This is a genomic window from Streptomyces sp. MMG1533 (assembly GCF_001279775.1).
Lineage (GTDB): Bacteria > Actinomycetota > Actinomycetes > Streptomycetales > Streptomycetaceae > Streptomyces.
Genome location: NZ_LGDG01000275.1, coordinates 23,165 through 39,490 on the forward strand (window position 1 = coordinate 23,165; position 16,326 = coordinate 39,490).

3 protein-coding genes are annotated in these 16,326 nt (G+C 74.1%); all 3 read left to right on the plus strand.

Features of this window, described 5'->3' with window-relative positions:
- The first annotated feature begins 31 nt into the window (after positions 1 to 31).
- Positions 32 to 1,756: a fatty acyl-AMP ligase gene (locus ADK57_RS43030; RefSeq protein WP_053755218.1), complete on the plus strand. Its 1,725-nt coding sequence runs from the start codon at positions 32 to 34 to the stop codon at positions 1,754 to 1,756.
- A 158-nt stretch (positions 1,757 to 1,914) separates the two neighbouring features.
- Positions 1,915 to 15,888: a type I polyketide synthase gene (locus ADK57_RS43035; protein WP_078973657.1), complete on the plus strand. Its 13,974-nt coding sequence runs from the start codon at positions 1,915 to 1,917 to the stop codon at positions 15,886 to 15,888.
- A gap of 51 nt (positions 15,889 to 15,939) precedes the next feature.
- Positions 15,940 to 16,326: hypothetical protein (locus tag ADK57_RS43040; RefSeq protein ID WP_420711973.1), on the plus strand; the 387-nt coding region annotated here is incomplete at its 3' end.

Genomic DNA, 16,326 nt, shown 5'->3' on the forward strand with positions numbered 1-16,326 from the left:
CCACCTAACCAGACAGGTGAGACACGTTCATATGGCTCGTTCCCTGGTCGACCTGCTGACCCTGCACGCCTCGCATCAGCCCGACCGGACCGCGTACCGCTTCCTCGTCACGGGCGACTGCGACGGGGAGATCCAGGAGATCTCCTACGGGCGGCTGGCCGGACGCGCCCGGGCGGTCGCCGCCTGGCTGCAGGAGCGCGGTCTGACCGGGTCCCGCGCCATGCTGCTGTACCCGCCCGGCCTGGAGTTCATCAGCGGCTACCTGGGCTGCCTCTCGGCCGGGGTCGTCGCCGTCCCCGGCGTGCCCCCGCAGGGCCGGGCGCAGAACCACCGCGCGCTGACCCGGATGAGGCGTCTGATAGCCGACGCGGACGCCAGGGTGATCCTGGGCGGCCGAGAGGTGATCGCCTCCCTGACCGGCATGGCCGAACACCTGCCGGAGCTGGCCGACATCACCTGCGTGGTCACCGAGGACATCCCCGACGAACTGGCCGCCTCCTGGCGCGAACCCGACCTCACCGCCGACTCGGCCGCCTTCCTCCAGTACACCTCCGGCTCCACCTCGGCCCCCAAGGGCGTGGTCGTCACCCACGGCAACCTGCTCGACAACGAGCGGGTCATCACCGAACGTATGGGCCACACCCCGGACACCATCGAGGAGTACGGCCGCGAACTGATCGTCAGCTGGCTGCCCGTGTACCACGACATGGGCCTCATCGGGCCGGTCCTGAACACGGTCTACCTCGGCCTCACCACCACCCTGTTCTCCCCGCTGCACTTCCTCCAGCGGCCCGACCGCTGGCTGAAGGCCGTCAGCCACTACCGCCCGCACACCAGCGGCGGCCCCAACTTCGCCTACGAGCTGTGCCTGAAGCACGCCACCCCCGAACTCGTCGACGAACTCGACCTGACGTCCTGGAAGGTGGCCTTCAACGGGGCCGAACCGGTGCGCCCCGCCACCCTGCGACGGTTCACCGAGACCTTCGCCCCGGCCGGCTTCGGCCGCGAGGCCTTCTACCCCTGCTACGGCCTGGCCGAGTCCACCGTGATGGTCACTGGGGGCACGGTGGACACCGCACCCACGCTCCTCGCCGCCGCGGACACCGGACCGCACGCCGGCGAGGCGGACGCGGCCGCGGTCGGCTGCGGCCGCCCCGGCCCGGGCGTGACCCTGGTGATCGCCGACCCCGAACGCCACGAGGAACTCCCCGAGGGCGAGGTCGGCGAGATCTGGGTCGCCGGCGCGAGCGTCGCCAAGGGCTACTGGCGCAACACCCTCGCCACCCGCGAGACCTTCCGCGCGACCCTCGCCGGCCGCGAGGGCCGCTTCCTGCGCACCGGCGACCTCGGATTCCTGCGGGACGGCGAACTCTTCGTCACCGGCCGTCTCAAGGACCTCATCGTCATCGACGGCCGCAACCACTACCCGCAGGACCTCGAACTGTCCGCCGAGATGGCCCACCCGGCCCTGCGTCCGGGCTGCACCGCCGCCTTCTCCGTCGACGGGGGAGTGGACGGAGAACAGGTCGTCCTCGTCGCCGAGACGGCCCCGGACGCCGCGGGCGAGGCGGAGAAGATCACCGACCTGATCCGCAGCGCGATCGGCGAGTCCCACGGCGTGTCCGTGCGCGACGTCGTCCTCGTCCACCCCGGCACGATCCCCAAGACCTCCAGCGGCAAGATCCAGCGCCACGCCTCCCGGACGGCCCACCTGGGCGGCACCCTCGCCGTGGTCGCCGCGCCCGCCACCCGCTGAACACCGCACGCCGTCGGCGCACACCCCTCCGTGCCGACGGCGGCCTGGGCGGCCGTACACCGGCCGCGCGTTCCGTCGTACGCCCGCCATGCCGGCCGTATCGCCACCGCTGGTACGGGAAACAGCCCGAGCCCGACTTCACGAGGACACCTGCCCCGATGCCTGCGAACGAGTCCCCGAAGCAGTCCGTCACCACGCCCGAGGGGGTGCGGGCGTGGCTGGTGTCCGCCGTTGCCGAGGCGTCCGGGCTGGACCCGCTGACCGTCGACCCGCACCGGCCGATCGCCGAATTCGGCCTGGGGTCCCGCCAGTTGGTGACCCTGGCCGCGGAACTCTCGGAGCGGACCTGCCGGACCCTCAACCCGTCCCTCGTCTTCGACCACCCGACCGTCGCGGCACTCGCCGAGGCCGTGTTCGCCGACCCTCCGATTCCTGCCGTCGAGTCTCCGTCGGTGGCCCCCGGGCGCGCGGACGACGACATCGCGATCATCTCCATGGCCTGCCGCTTCCCGGGCGGCGCCGACGATCCCGATGCGCTGTGGCGGTTGCTGTCCGCCGGCGAGGACGCAGTCACCGAGGTGCCGCCGGGCCGCTGGAACACCCAGGGCCTGTACGACGCCGACCCGGAGGCCACCGGCACGGCGTACTCCCTGCGCGGCGGCTACCTCGACGGCATCGACCGCTTCGACGCGGCCTTCTTCGGCATCTCGCCGCGCGAGGCCGCCGCGATGGACCCGCAGCAGCGGCTGCTCCTGCAGACCGCCTGGGAGACGATCGAACGCGCCGGGATCGTCCCCGAGGCGCTGAACGGCAGCTCCACGGGGGTCTACGTCGGCCTGTACGACAGCGGCTATCTTGCCTCGGCCCCGCTGAGCCGGCTCGACGGCCACGTCGGCACCGGCTCGGCCTCCAGCGTCGCCTCCGGGCGCATCGCCTACACGCTCGGTCTGCAGGGCCCGGCGGTCACCGTCGACACCGCCTGCTCCTCCTCCCTCGTCGCCCTGCACCTGGCGGCGCGGGCGTTGGCGGGCGGCGAGTGCGACCTGGCGCTGGCGGGTGGGGCAACGCTGCTGGTGACCCCGCGCGGGCACGTCGAGTTCAGCCGGCTGCGTGGGCTGTCGCCGTCGGGGCGGTGCAGTCCGTTCGGGGCCGGCGCGGACGGCGTGGTGTGGGCCGAGGGCTGCGGCCTGGTCCTGCTCAAGCGGCTGGCGGACGCCCGCCGGGACGGGAACCGGGTCCTCGCGGTCGTCAAGGGTTCGGCGATCAACCAGGACGGCCGCAGCCAGGGCCTGAGCGCCCCCAACGGGCCCGCGCAGGAAAGGGTGTTGCGCGCCGCGCTGGACGCGGCCGGTCTCCGGCCCGACGACCTGGACTACGTCGAGACCCACGGCACCGGGACCCCGCTCGGCGACCCCATCGAGGGCCGGGCGCTGGCCGCCGTGTTCGGGCCGGGCCGCCCCGCCGACCGGCCGCTCGGCATCGGCTCGCTGAAGTCCAACATCGGTCACACCCAGGCCGCCGCGGGCATCGGCGGAGTCATCAAGACGGTGCTGGCCCTCGACCACGAGCAGCTCCCGGCGTCCCTGCACGCCGACACCCCGACCGAGCACGTCGACTGGACCGAGAGCGGCCTCACAGTACTCACCGCCGCCAGGGCCTGGCCCCGGGGCGATGAGCGGGTACGGAGGGCCGGGGTGAGCGCGTTCGGCATCAGCGGCACGAACGCGCACGTGGTGCTGGAGGAGGCGCCGCGGGACCTGGGTCGGCCGGGCGGGGAGCCGGAGCGGCAACCGGCTCGCCCGAGCGAGGAGATCCTGCCGGGCCGGGTTCCTCCGAGCGAGGAGGAGCCGCGGGACCTGGGTCGCCTGGGTGGGGAGTCGGAGCAGGGCCAGGCCTGTCCGAGTGAGAGGGCGTTGCGGGGTCAGGCCCGCCCGAGTGAGGGGGCGTTGCGGGATCAGACCCGCTTGCCCGAGGAGATCGCGCAGGGCCGGACCCACCTGCCCGAGGGGATCGCGCAGGGCCGGACCCGTTTGCCCGAAGAGACCGCGCAGGGCCCCACCCGTCTCCCCGAAGAGACCCCGCAGGACCCGACCCGTCCGACCCTCGACGGCCGCCCCGCGCCGGTCCTCTTCCCGCTCTCCGCCCGCACCCTGCCCGCCCTTCAGGGGCAGGCCGACCGCCTCCGTCGGGCCCTCGCCGGCGAGCCGAACGCGTCGCTGCCGTCCGTGGCCGCCACGCTGGCCCACCACCGCACGCACTTCGAGCACCGGGTCGTCGTCCGGGCGGGCGACCGCGACGAGTTGCTGACCGCCCTGCACGGGCTGGCCGAGGGGCAGCCGGATCCCGACCTGGTCGTCGGCCCCCAACAGGCGTGGGCATACGGCAAGTTGGCCTTCGTCTTCCCCGGCCAGGGCTCCCAGTGGACCGGCATGGCCCGGGACCTCCTCGACAGCGATCCGGTCTTCGCCGACGAACTCGACCGCTGTGACGCCGCGCTGCGCCCCTTCACCACCTGGTCGGTCGCGGCCGTCCTGCGCGGCGACACGGGCGCCCCGTCCCTGGACCGCGTGGACGTCGTCCAGCCGGTCCTCTTCGCCGTGATGGTGTCCCTGGCAGCCGTGTGGCGGGCCCGCGGCATACGCCCCGACGCGGTGATCGGGCACAGCCAGGGCGAGGTCGCCGCCGCCTGTGTCGCCGGGGCGCTCAGCCTCAACGATGCCGCGGCCGTGGTGGCCCTGCGCAGCCAGGCCCTGACCGAATTGTCCGGCACCGGCACCATGGCCGTCGTCGCTCTGTCGCACACCGAGGTGACCGCCCGCCTCGCCGAGCACGACGGCCGGGTCTCGGTCGCCGCCGTCAACAGTGGCCGCTCTACCGTGATCGCCGGTGACGTGGATTCCGTGGAGGCGCTGCTCGCCGGCCTCGACCGGCAGCAGGTGTTCGCCCGCCGCCTCGACGTCGACTACGCCTCCCACAGCGCTCAGGTCGAGCCGGTCCGTACGACGATCCTCGACGAACTCGACGGCGTCACCACCTACCCGGCCTCCGTCACCTGGTACTCCACGGTCACCGGCGAACCCGTCACCGAGGAACTCGAAGCCGACTACTGGTACACCAACCTGCGCGAGCCCGTCCGCTTCGCGCCCACCGTCGAGCGCATGGCCGCCGACGGCTACCGCCACTTCGTCGAACTCAGCCCCCACCCCGCCCTGTTGACGGCCGTGCGCACGGTCGCCGAGGAGACGGACCACGACCTGATCGCCGTCGGCTCGCTGCGCCGCGACGAGAACGGTCCCGCCTGCCTCGACCACGCCGCCGCCGAACTCCACGTCCACGGACGGCACATCGACTGGCGCCGTCTGGTCCCGGCCGCCGGCCCGGCGGACCTGCCGACGTACGCCTGGGACCAGCGGCGCCACTGGATCGAGCCCGAGACCGCCACCGGAGGCCCCGGCCTCTTCGACCGAGCCGCCCACCCGCTGCTCGGCATCCAGCTCCAGTCCCCGGACGAGACCCGCTGGACCTTCCGCAACGAATGGTCCACGGCCACCGCGGACTGGCTGCCCGACCACACCGTGTTCGGCCGCACCGTCGTCTCGGGCACCACCCTGACGGAACTGTGCCGCGCCGCCCTGGCCGTGGCCCGCCCCGGTGACGTCACCGACCTGCTCCTCCTCGCCCCCCTCACGCTGCCCGCCTCCGGAACCGTCGAGGTGTCCGTCGAGGTGAGCACCGCCGACCCGGTGCCGGAGATCACCGTCCACAGCCGCCCACGCGGTGACGAGGCCGCAGGGTGGACGCTGCACGCAACGGCGTCGGCGGCCGAGCCGGCCTCCGTGACGGCGGGCCGGCCGCCGGTGTGGCCGGAGGCCGCCGAAGAGGCCTGGAGCGAGCAGACGTACGCACGTCTGACCGGCCTCGGTCTGGGCTACGGTCCCGCCTTCCAGGGCGTACGGCAGGCCGTCGTCACCGGCGACGGCGAGCTCCTCGCCCGGCTGTCCCTGCCGTCCGTCGCCCGTGACCCGGACGACCCGTACGCGATCCACCCGGCGCTCCTGGACGCCGCGCTGCACGTCGCCGCCGCATTCGACGCGTCCGAGGACCGGGTACTGCTCCCGGTCGCGGTGGGCCGCTGCGTCCTGCCGCCGGGCGGGGCCACCGAACTGACCGCGTCCGTACGGCGGACCGGCGGTTCGGAGACCGACCTGACCCTGGACGTGACGCTCTGGGACAGCGACGGTTTCCTCGTCGGCCGCCTGGAGGCCGTACGGCTGCGCGCGGCGAGCCCCGCGGACCTGCGGGGCGCCTCGGAGAACGGGCGGCATCTGTACGAGGTGGCATGGACGGCGCCGGACGCGCGGACGTCCGAGGTTCCGGGCACCTCCTGGAGCGTGGCCGGCGACCGGTCCGATCCCCAGGTCGCCGACGTCCTGCGTGCCCTGGACGCGTCCGGGGTCCAGCTGTGCGAGACGAGTGCCGACGTTCTCGTACGGTTCTGGCCGAGCCCTGCCGCGGAGCGGGAAACGGCCGCTGCGGCACAGGAGTTGGCGGCCACCGCCCTCGCCGAACTGCGGGCGCTGATCGCCCTGGCGCCCGAGGAGACACCCAGCCGGACCGTGTGGGTGACCCGGGGTGCGGTCGCGGTCGACGCCGGGGACAGCGTGCCCGGTCTTGTCCAGTCGGTGCTGTGGGGCCTGGCCCGCAGCGCCCGCACCGAGCATCCCGAGCTCGGACTGACCCTGCTGGACCTCGACGACTCGGACCCCGGCGCCGCGCTGACGTCAGCCGTCGCGCACGTCGACGAGCCCGAACTGGCAGCCCGTAAAGGGGCATTGCTCGCACCTCGGCTGGTCCGGGCCCGGTCCGTCGACGCGGCGCGAATACCGACCGAGGTCTCCACCGACGGCACCGTACTGATCACCGGCGGCCTGGGCGCCGTGGGCCGCCACATCGCCCGACTGTTGGCCGAACGCGGCGTTCCCCGGCTGCTGCTGACGTCACGTCAGGGTCCCGAGGACCCGCGCACCGCCGAGGTCACCGCCGAACTGGCCGCGCTCGGCGCCCACGTCGAAGTGGCGGCGTGCGACATCGCGGACGCAGAGGCCATGGCCGACCTGCTCGCACACGTCGGAGAGGACCTGCCCCTGCGCGGTGTCGTGCACTGCGCAGGGGGCCTGGCCGACGGGATCGTCGCCGAACTGACCCCCGAGCGCCTCGCCCGGGTCCTGCGCCCCAAGGTCGACGGCGCCGCCCACCTGCACCGCCTCACCGCCGACCTGCCGCTCGACCTCTTCCTGCTGGTCTCCTCGGCCGCCGGTGTCCTCGGCACCGCGGGCCAGGCCAACTACGCGGCTGCCAACGTCTTCCTCGACCAACTGGCCCACCACCGCAGGGCCTTGGGGCTGCCCGGCGTCTCGGTCTCGTTCGGCGCGTGGGCGGGCGAGGGACTGGCCGCCGCACACGCCGACCTCGACCGGATGGCCCGCCTCGGCCAGCGCGCCCTCACCGCCGACCAGGGTCGCGACCTCGTCGGCCTCGCTCTGCACCGCAACAGCCCGCACCTGGTCGCCTGGGCGCTGGACTTGCCGCGCGTGCGGGAGACCGTGGCCACGGCGGACGGCCCGGGGTCAGCCCTGTGGCGCTCGCTGCTGCCCGCGCCGCGCACCGGCCGCGACACCGGCCAGGGCCTCGCGGACCGTCTCGCCCGACTGCCCGAGGCCGAACGGGCCGCCCGCGTCCTCGCCCTGGTCCGCGAGGAGGCCTCCCGCGCCCTCGGCCTGCGCTCGGCGGACGCCGTACGCCCCGACCGGCCGCTGCGCGACCTCGGCATGGACTCGGTGACGGCGGTCGACCTGCGCAACCGCATCAGCACCCGCCTCGGCACCAAACTCCCCGCCACCCTCCTCTTCGACCACCCCACACCGGCCCGCCTCACCGACCATCTGCTGACCACCGCCCTCGCGGCGACCCGCCGCACGGCCCCGGCCCGGGCGACGGCCCACCGCACGGCCCCGGCGGGCGACGAGCCCGTCGCCCTGGTCGCCATGGCCTGCCGTCTGCCCGGCGGTGTGAGCGACCCGGAGGGCCTGTGGGACCTCGTCACCCAGGGCCGTGACGCGGTCGGTCCCTTCCCGGCCGGGCGCTGGGACGTCGAGTCGCTGTACGACCCCGACCCGGAGGCGAGGGGCAAGTCGTACGCCCGCGAAGGCGGGTTCCTCGACGACATCGAGTCCTTCGACGCGGGCTTCTTCGGCATCACCCCGCGCGAGGCCGCCGCCATGGACCCCCAGCAGCGACTCCTGCTGGAGACGACGTGGGAGGCGCTGGAACGCGCCGGCATCGTGCCCGCCCGGCTCGCGGGCAGCACCACCGGCGTGTACGTCGGCATGTTCGGCAGCGACTACCTGTCCGGCTCCCGGCTCGACCAGCTCGACGGATACGTCGGCACCGGCACCGCCCTCAGCGTCGCCTCCGGCCGGCTCGCGTACACCCTCGGCCTGGGCGGCCCGGCGTTGACCGTCGACACCGCCTGCTCGTCGTCCCTGGTCGCGGTCCACCTGGCAGCCCAGGCACTGCGGGCGGGCGAGTGCGACCTCGCGCTCGCCGGCGGAGCGACCCTGATGGTGACACCGCAGACCTTCGTCGAGTTCAGCCGGCTGCGCGGCCTGTCCCCGACCGGCCGCTGCCGCTCCTTCTCCGACGGGGCCGACGGCGCCATCTGGGCCGAGGGCGCGGGGATGGTCGTACTCAAGCGGCTCAGTGACGCCCGCCGGGACGGCGACGAGGTGCTGGCCGTGCTGCGCGGCACCGCCGTCAATCAGGACGGCCGCAGCCAGGGCCTGTCCGCCCCGAACGGCCCGGCGCAGGAGCAGGTGATCCGGCGGGCTCTGGAACTGTCCGCGCTGGAGCCCGCCGACATCGACTACGTCGAGGCCCACGGCACCGGCACGACCCTCGGTGACCCGATCGAGGCGAACGCCCTCTCCGAGGTGTTCGGACAATCCCGTCCCGGCGACCGCCCGCTGTACCTGGGCTCGCTGAAGTCCAACATCGGGCACGCGCAGGCCGCTTCGGGCGTCGCCGGGCTGATCAAGGTGGTGCAGTCGCTGCGGCACGAGACGCTGCCGCGCACCCTGCACGCCGGCACGCCCAGCCGTCACGTGGACTGGGACGACAGCGGGCTGCACCTGCTCCAGGAGCAGACGCCGTGGCCGTCGTCGGCCGAGCGGCCCCGACGCGCCGGGGTCAGCGCCTTCGGGATCAGCGGCACCAACGCGCATGTGATCGTGGAGGAGGCCCCGAGCGTCGAGGCCGAGGCCACCACGGCCCAACCTGCCCCGGGCGAGCGGCTGTTCGTGCTGTCCGGGCGCACCGACGCCGCCGTACGGCAGCAGGCCGCGCGCCTGGCCGCACACCTCACGGAAGACACCACCCTCCCCGACGTCGCCCACACCCTGGCCAGGCACCGCAGCCACTTCGAGCGGCGCGCGGCACTCGTCGCGGGCGACCGGGACCAACTCCGCGCAGGACTCGACGCGTTGGCGGACGGTCGGTCACCGATACCGCCGAACCGCGAGGAACACCCGGGCAAGGTCGCCTTCGTCTTCTCGGGGCACGGCGGTCAATGGCCCGGCATGGGCGGTCAGTTGCGCGCCGAGTCGGAGGTGTTCCGCGACGAGCTGACCCGGATCGACGAGGCGGTGGGCCGGCACGTCGGCTGGTCCGTGCTCGATGTCCTGCGCGACCCGCAGGACACCACGCGCCTCGACCGGACCGAGATCCTCCAGCCGGTGCTGTTCGCCGTGAACGCGGCACTGGCCGCCACGTGGCGCTCCCTCGGTGTCACCCCGGACGCGGTGATCGGGCACAGCCTCGGTGAGATCGCCGCCGCGTACAGCGCGGGCGTGCTCACTCTGGACGACGCCGTGACCGTGGTGACCGGGCGCGCCCAGGCCGTCGTTCCCCTGGCGGGCCGGGGCGGCATGCTGGCCCTGGAGCTGGCCCGCCCGCAGGTCGAGGAACTGCTCACGCCGTACGCCGGGCGGCTGTTCGTCGCGGCGGTCAACAGCGCCCACTCCACGGCCGTCTCCGGCGACGCCGAGGCGCTGGCCGACCTGGCCCGGCACCTGGAGGAGCGGCACATACCCGCCCGCCGGCTGTCGACCGCGTTCGCCTCGCACACCCCCTTGATGCACCCGCTGCGCGAGGAACTCCTCGGCCGTTTCGCCGCCGTCCGGGGAACCTCGACGACCACCTCGCTGTACTCGACGGTCCTGGCCGAACCGGTGCCCGGGGAACGGCTGGACGCCGGGTACTGGTTCGCGAACCTCAGCGAGCCGGTCCGTTTCGCCGACACCGTCCGGCGGATGCTCGCCGACGGCTACCGCCACTTCGTCGAGCTGAGCCCACACCCCTCGCTCGGCGCCTCGATCGAGGCGGTGGCGGCCGAGGCCGGCGTCGACGCGATCGCGGTCGCGGTCGCGTCACTGCGCCGCCGGGACGGCGGACAGGACGCCCTTCTGCGCGGGCTGGGGGAGCTGTACACGGCCGGGCACACTCCCGACTGGTCGGCGCTGTTCCCGGCCGGGCGCCGCGTCGACCTGCCGACGTACGCCTTCACCCGCGAACGCCACTGGCTCGCACCCGCCCCGACGAGCAGCGGATCGCCGCTGCTCGGCACCCACGTCGAGTCGAGCGACGAACCCGACCGGCACCTCTTCCAGACCGACATCGACCTGCGCGACCCCCGCTTCGCCTATCTGACCGACCACCGGGTCACCGGCGAGGTCTGGCTCCCGGGCGCCGCCTTCCTCGATATGGCACTGGAAGCCGCCACCGCCGTGCAGGACGGCCGCGAAGTCCGGCTGGCCGACGTCAGGTTCGTGCAGCCCCTGTGTCTGGACCCGGAGACGCCCGTACGGCTGCAACTCGTCCTGCACCCGGCCGAGAACGGTTTCCGGGACTTCACCGTGGCCTCGGCGGCCACGGGCGCACGGTGGGAGCGGCACGTGCTCGGCCGAGTGGCGCTCACCGCACCCGTCGAGGGCCCGGGCGAGGACCTCGCCGCCTGGCGCGAGCGGTGCGACGAGAAGGCCGACCTCCCGGCCGTCTACGCCGGCCTCACCGCCCTCGGCATCGACTACGGCCCCGCCTTCCGCGCCCTGGAGGAGGGCCGGCGTACGGCCGACGCGGCACTCGGCCGGCTGACCCGCAGGCCCGCCGACGGCCACCTGCTGCACCCCGCCGTCCTCGACGCCGCCTTCCACACCGCCGCTCTCCCGGGCGACGCACCCCAGGGGCGGGCGTTCGTCCCCGCCGGAGTCGGCCGCCTCCGCTTCACCGGCCGCGGCACCGCACCCGCCTGGGCGACCTGCACCCTGCGCTCCCTGGACGGCGACACGGCGACACTCGACCTGCGCCTGTACGACGAGGACGAGCAACTCCTCCTCGAAGCAGAGGAGTTCGCGCTGGCCGCCCTCTCGCCCCTGGACTCCGCACTGTTCGAAACCCGCTGGCAGCCGCGTCCGACCGCCAAGGAGCCGCCGGCCCGAGGCAGTTGGCTGATCCTGGCCGACGAGACGGGCGTGGCCGACGCGCTCGGCGAGCGCCTGCACTCCGCCGCCGTGCCGCATGTGATCGCCCGCCGGGGATCGACGTACGACATGGAGAGCCCGGGCCGTTACGTCCTCGACGCGGCCGATCCGCAGCAGTTGACCCGACTCCTCGACGAGGCCTTCGCCGACGCGCCGCCCGAGCGGGTGGTCCAGCTGTCGGCGCTCGACTCCCCGCCGATCGCGGACGCCGGTACGGCAGAACAGGCGGCCCGGCTGTGCTGCCTGAACACCCTGCACCTGGTACGGACGTTCGCGGACCGCGCCCAGGGGCGGGCACCCCGCCTGTTCGTCGTCGTACGGGGCAGCCAGGCCGCCGGTGAGAGCACCCGGGTCACCCACCCGGAGCAGGCCCTCGCGTGGGGCTTCGGCCTCGCCGTGGCGCAGGAGCACCCGGAACTGTCGACCACACTCGTCGACCTCCCGCCCGCCGACGGCGTCGACGCGTTGTGGACGCAACTGCGGCACGCCGACGACGAACGCCTCGTCGCCCTGCGCGACGAGGGCCGCCTGGTCCCGCGCCTGACCCGCACCCGCCCCGACGACGGCGGCCACGGCGGGATCACCTCGGATGGCGTGTATCTCGTCACCGGCGGCCTGGGCGGCCTCGGCCGGGTCGTCGCCGAACGACTGGCGGGCCGGGGCGCCCGCCGACTGGCCCTGCTGAGCCGCGGAACGCCCGACGAGGACACCGCGAGCTGGATCAGGGAGCTGGAGGAGCGCGGGACCACCGTGCACCTGGCCCGTGCCGACGTCGCCGACCGCGACGGACTGGCCGCAGCCCTGGACGCCGTACGACGCGTTGCCGGCCCCGTCGCCGCAGTGGTGCACGCGGCCGGTGTGCTCGACGACGCCACCGTCGCCAACCTGACGGACGAACGCGTCCTGCGCGTCCTCGCTCCCAAGGTCCTCGGCACCGCCCTGCTCACCGAACTGATCCCGGAAGCCGACAACCTCGTCCTGTTCGCCTCGGCCGCCGGTCTCCTCGGCTCGGCCGGACAGAGCCCCTACTCGGCGGCGAACGCCTTCCTCGACGCCTGGGCCCACCACCTCTCCCGCACCGGCCGCCGGGCGCTGAGCCTGGACTGGGGCGCCTGGGCGGGCGTCGGCATGGTCGCAGCGTCCGGCACCCGGGCCGCCCGGACCAGCCGGTCCGGCCTGGTCGCCTTCTCCCCGCAGGAGGGCGGCGAACTGTTCGACCGCGTGCTGGCCACCGGGCGCCGCCAGCTCGCACCGCTCGCCCTGGACCGGGAACTGCTGGCCCTCGACCCGGACGCGGCACGCACCCGCCCGATCCTCGCCGACCTGGTCGGTCCCCCGGCGCCCACGGACGGCTCCGACGACCTCGTCAGGAGCGTGTTCGCGGCGACGACGGACCAGGAACGCACCGAAAAGCTCGAAGTGTACGTACGGGCCCGAGTCGGTCAGGTCACCGGGGGAGCCCTGGACGTGTCCGCCACCACGGCCCTGAAGGAACTGGGCCTGGACTCCCTCATGCTCGTCCGCCTGCGCAACGCCTTCGCCCGCGAACTCGGCGCCGAACTCCCGGCCGCCGCCGTGTTCTCGGCCACCGACATCCGCGGCCTGGCCCGGGCCCTCGCCACCGTGCTGCCGGAAGGGGACCACGAGGCACGCCCGGCCCAGGCCGCCGCCGAGGTACCCGGGACCGCGCTGCGGCCGGCGACCCGTGACGTCGTACGACTCCTGCGCAGCGCCCGGCCCGGCATGCCGGAGGCGGCACACGCGGTCGGCCTGGCGGTACGGCTGACGACGGTGACCAGTCAGGACGCCCTCACCGGCATCCTCACCCGGCTCGTCGCACGACACGCCGCCCTGCGCACCGCGGTTGTCAGCGCAGGCGAAGGCGGCCGACAGCTGTGCACCGAGCGGGAGTTGGCGCGGCCGGTGCTGCGCTGGACGACCGTCACCGACGAGACCGTCGATGCCGCCGACCGGCTGCGCCGCCTGCTGGAGCCTCCGTTCGACCTGACGACCCCGCCGCTGTGGCGATTCGAGCTCCTCGACGCCGGTGCACAGGGCCAGACCCTGGTGTTCGGCGCGCACCACGCCGTGAGCGACCTCCAGTCGCTGCTGCTGGTGGCCGGGGAGATCGACGCCGAGCTGTCCGGCACCGAGCTGGACGCCACCGTCACCAACCGGGACATCGACCTGCTGATCGAGGCCCAGCGGACCGGGGAGCCCGGGGCCGGTGCGGCCGAGTGGCGCGAGGCATTCCAGGGCAGCGCCCGGCTCGACCTGACGCTCGCCCGCCCCCGCCCGGCGACGCGGTCGTACCGCGCCGGCAGCGTGAGCGTGCCGATCCCCGACGGGCTCATGGAACGCGTGGCCACGACCGCGAGCCGACTCGCCGTCACACCCGCCGCGTTCTGCCTGGGCACCCTGACCGTCCTGCTCGCCAGGCGCCGGGAGCGGGAACGCTTCGTGCTCGCCGTGCCCGTGGACACCCGCATCCACGCCGACGCGTTCGACGCGGTGGGCTTCTACGGAGTCCCGGTGCCGTTCCCGGCCGAGGCCCGCGCGGACGAACGCGTCGAGGACGTGCTGCGCCGCACCGACGGCCGCCTGGAGAAGATCCTCGCCAAGGGCGCGATGTTCTCGGACGTCCTGGCGACGCTGGCCAAGCAGGGGCTGTACCGGGCCAACGCGCCGCTGGTGGAGGTGTACTTCAACTACGTGCGCTCCGCAGCGGGCCGCCTCACCCGCCTGGAGGTCCTGCCGGCCGGGACCGGCTACTCCGACCTCGACCTGATGATCACCATGACCCCGGACGCGGGCAGCATCCGGCTCGACCACAACCTCGACATCCTGGACGCGGCGAGCGCGGGGGAGCTGGGGGAGGAGCTGGTGCGCCTGCTGGACGAGACGGCTGCGGAGCCGATGGCGCCGGTGCGCAAGGCGGCGCCGGACACGGCCCACGGCACGTTCGCCCTCGCCGCCACCTTCGCCCTCGGCAACCTGCCGCTGCTGTGCGAGGCGGCGTTCGGCGAGGGCGCGCAGGACGGCGGACCGACGGTTGCGGAAGCCCCGTACCACCAGGTGCTCGCGAGCCTCCAGGACCCGGCCGGTGTGTTCGCCGACCCGTCTGCAGCGGTGGGCACCGTGCTGCTGCGGGCGGCGGACTTCGAGCGGTTCGGCCCGGTGGACGACGAACTGCTCGCCGAGCTCCGCACCGCCTACCCCGCCGCGCTCCGGGCCCTGGCGGAACGCACGCGCAAGCCGCTGATCGTCGGCTTCCTGCCGTCCGTGCGCACGGCGGAGCGCTTCACCCGCTGGGAACGCGAAGTCGCCGCCGAACTCGCCGAGTTGCCGGGCATCGCGGTGCTCGGCTGCGACGACTGGACCCGAAACCACGAGGTCGACGAACGCTTCGACGAGCGGACCGAACGGCTGGCCCACCTGCCCTTCACCTCGCCCTTCCAGGCGGCCGTCGCCCTCCGACTCGCCGAAGTGGTACGGGCGGTCCGCCGCCCCGCGCCGAAGGTGATCGCGGTCGACGGCGACGAGACACTCTGGTGCGGCGTGGCCGGGGAGGCCGGCCCCGAGGCGGTCGACCTGACCGGTCCGCGCGCCCTGCTGGCCCGCAGGCTGCTGCGGTGGCGGGAGGCGGGTGCGCTGCTGGCACTGGTCAGCAACAACGACGAGGACACCGTCCGAGCCGTCCTGGACCGCCCCGACAGTCTGCTGAAGGCCGAGCACTTCAGCGTGCTCTCCGCCACTTGGGGCCCCAAGTCGGGCCGCCTGGCGGACGCGGCCCGCACGCTCGGCCTCGGCCTCGACAGCTTCCTGTTCCTCGACGACAACCCCGTCGAGATCGCCGCAGTGCGCTCCGCGCTGCCCCAGGTGCTGTCGGTCACCTGCCCGCCGGCCGACCGACTGGAGGAGTTCCTCGGCCGGTTGTGGCCCCTCGTCCCCGCGGCGGCGACCGCCGAGGACGGCCTGCGCGCCCGGTTCTACGAACAGGAACGGGAGCGGGACGCCGTACGCGAACAGGCAGGTTTCGAGGAGTTTCTCGCGCAGCTGGAGTTGGCGGTCGACATCCGGGCCCTGTCCGAGGCGGACCTGCAACGGGCCGGGCAACTCGTGCGCCGCACCAACCAGTTCACCCTCCGCGCCCGGTCGGCCGACGGCGGCGACCTCGCCCGGTGGCGGGAGCGCGGCGAGGTGTGGACGGCCGCCGCGCGGGACCGGTTCGGCGACTACGGCCAGATCGGCCTCCTCGCCGTCCGGGCCGACGGCGATCGACTCGACGTACTGGCCTGGCTGATGAGCTGCCGTGCGCTCGGGCGGGGCGTCGAGGAACGCCTGTTGCAGTGGCTGGCCGACCGGGCCGAACAACTGGGGTGCACCGAGATCCGGCTGACGGCGGAGCGCACCGCGCGCAACGTACCGGCCCGGCGTCTGGTGTCCGCGCTCGGTGGCGGAGGCCAGGACGACGAGCGGCTGGAGACCGTGGTCACGCCGGAACGGCTTCGCGGGTTCCGGTCGTGGCGGCAGCGGTGATCGGAGCGTCAGCAGTGTGGGAGAGGACAGCGCACATCATGAAGGGCACTCATGCGTGAGGTGAACGAGGCCGGGTCGGCGCACGCCGAACAGCGGGCCACCGCCGAGGCGATCGAGCGGGGCGGGGCGGGGCTCAGCGTGAGCGAGCTGCTGGCGAAGGTGGCGCGGCAGACAGCGGAGCCCCGGGCCGCTGATTCCGAGGCAACGTCCCCTGCTGCGACATCCGGCGGCGCCACCGAACCCGCCCCGGCCCGCTCCGCCGCGGACAACGCGGCCACGCCGCCCACCACAGGCCCGGGCCCCGACACGGCCGAGGAACCGGTACCGACGGACCCGGACTCGGGCGGTGAGCTGCCTGCTGGGGTGTCTGAGGCGGTGCGGACCGACTCGGGGTCGGGCGGTGAGCTGCCTGCTGGGGTGTCTGATGCGGTAGGGACC